Here is a 1695-nt window from a genome sequence, read left to right as displayed (position 1 = left end):
CGTTCCTGCGCGAGATGCTGGTGCAGACCTACTACCTGTCCACCGATCCCCGGGGACGGGAGGTGATCGCAAAGCGGAACGCCGACAGACAGGGTGTCCCGCCTGGACATCGTCGCTTGGCCTCCCCCTACGACCGCGATGCGCGGTGGGCGGCCAAGGGCGACGACCTGTTCTGGTGCGGCTACAAGGTCCACCTCACCGAAACCTGCGACCCTCCCCCCGGAGCCGGAGCCGACGTGTTGCCGTTACGGCTGATCACGGACGTTCTCACCACCCAGGCGAGCGTCCCGGACGTGAAGGCCACCGAGATCGTCCAGGCCAGCCTCGCTGAGCGTGGCCTCACCCCGGGCGAGCACTACCTCGACGCCGGCTACTCCAGCGCCGACCTCATCCACGACGCCGCCACCCGGGGCATCACCATGGTCACCCCAGCCCTCCTCGACCACTCACCCCAGGCCAAGGCCAACGCCGGGTTCGACAAGGCCGCGTTCCGGATCGACTGGAAAGCCCGCCAGGTCCGCTGCCCGCAGGGCCACACCAGCACCGGCTGGTACCCCGTCCGCCAGCACGAACGCGACGCCATCGTCGTCGCGTTCGCCCGCACCGACTGCCACCCCTGCCCCACCCAGAAAGCGTGCACCACCTCCACCCGCCGCACCCGTTACCTCAGCCTGCGCCCCCGAGAACTCCACGAAACCCTGGCCACCGCCCACGCCGAGCAGGCCACCGACACCTGGAAGACCAGGTACGCCCTGCGCGCCGGGATCGAGGGCACGATCAACCAGGCCCTCGACGTCACCGGCCTGCGCAACGCCCGCTACCGCGGCCTGCCCAAGACCCGCCTCCAACACGCCTTCTCCGCCACCGCGGTCAACGTCCTCCGCCTCGACGCCCACTGGAACCCCGACCAGCCACCCTTCACACCCCGCGCCAGCAGGCTCACCCGCCTCAGCCAGCAGCGCACAACCCCAACCGCGAATTAAGCAGCAGAGTCGTCGACGGGTACAAACGCCACGTGGTCACCGACCTGGACACCGGGCTGGTGCCCGCGGTCGGGCTCACCCCCGCCAACGTGCCCGAAGCCACCGTCACCAACACGATCAGCGACGACCTGGCCGCCCAGAATCTCCGCCTGACCGAGCTCCACATCGACCGGGCCTACCTGTCTTCCACCCTGGTGCGTGACCGCGACCCCAACCTGGAGATCTTCTGCAAGGCGTGGCGGGTACGTAATGCCACCGGCCGGTATGCCAAGACCGCCTTCACCCTGGACTTCGACCGCGGCCTGCTCACCTGCCCCCACCAGGTCACGATGCCCTTCGCCCCAGGCCGCACCGTGCGTTTCCCCGCGAAGGTCTGCGCGGCCTGCCCCCTGCGAGAACGATGCACCACCAGCGCGACGGGGCGCAGCGTGACCATCCACCCCGACGAAGCCCTGCTCACCGAGCTCCGCGAACGCCAGCACACCCCCGCCGGCCGCGCCCGCCTCCGCGAACGCACCAAAGTCGAACACACCCTCGCCCACGTCGGCCACTGGCAAGGCCGCCGCGCCCGCTACCACGGACAGCGCAAGAACCTGTTCGACCTCCGCCGCACCGCCGTCGTCCACAACCTCCACGTCATCGCCCGCCAAAAACACGATCAGCAAGCAGCCTGATGACTACTTGACCGGCGCTCTAGCGGGAGTTTCCTAGA

At 69.1% G+C, this 1695-nt stretch carries 1 protein-coding gene and 1 pseudogene; both read left to right on the top strand.

Going from position 1 to position 1695, the window contains the following annotated elements; all coding sequences use genetic code 11:
• The first annotated feature begins 14 nt into the window (after nt 1–14).
• Nucleotides 15–983, top strand: coding sequence for a transposase (locus tag AC08ON_RS16955; RefSeq protein WP_476617328.1), 969 nt, complete (start codon nt 15–17; stop codon nt 981–983).
• A pseudogene (locus AC08ON_RS16950) lies at nt 953–1657 on the top strand (transposase); the annotation flags it as partial. The gene AC08ON_RS16955 and the pseudogene AC08ON_RS16950, both read left to right, overlap by 31 nt.
• Between the last annotated feature and the right edge of the window lie 38 nt (nt 1658–1695).

This window comes from Frankia sp. CoWAU3, from assembly GCF_977971855.1.
This window is presented reverse-complemented; position numbering and strand designations above follow the sequence as displayed.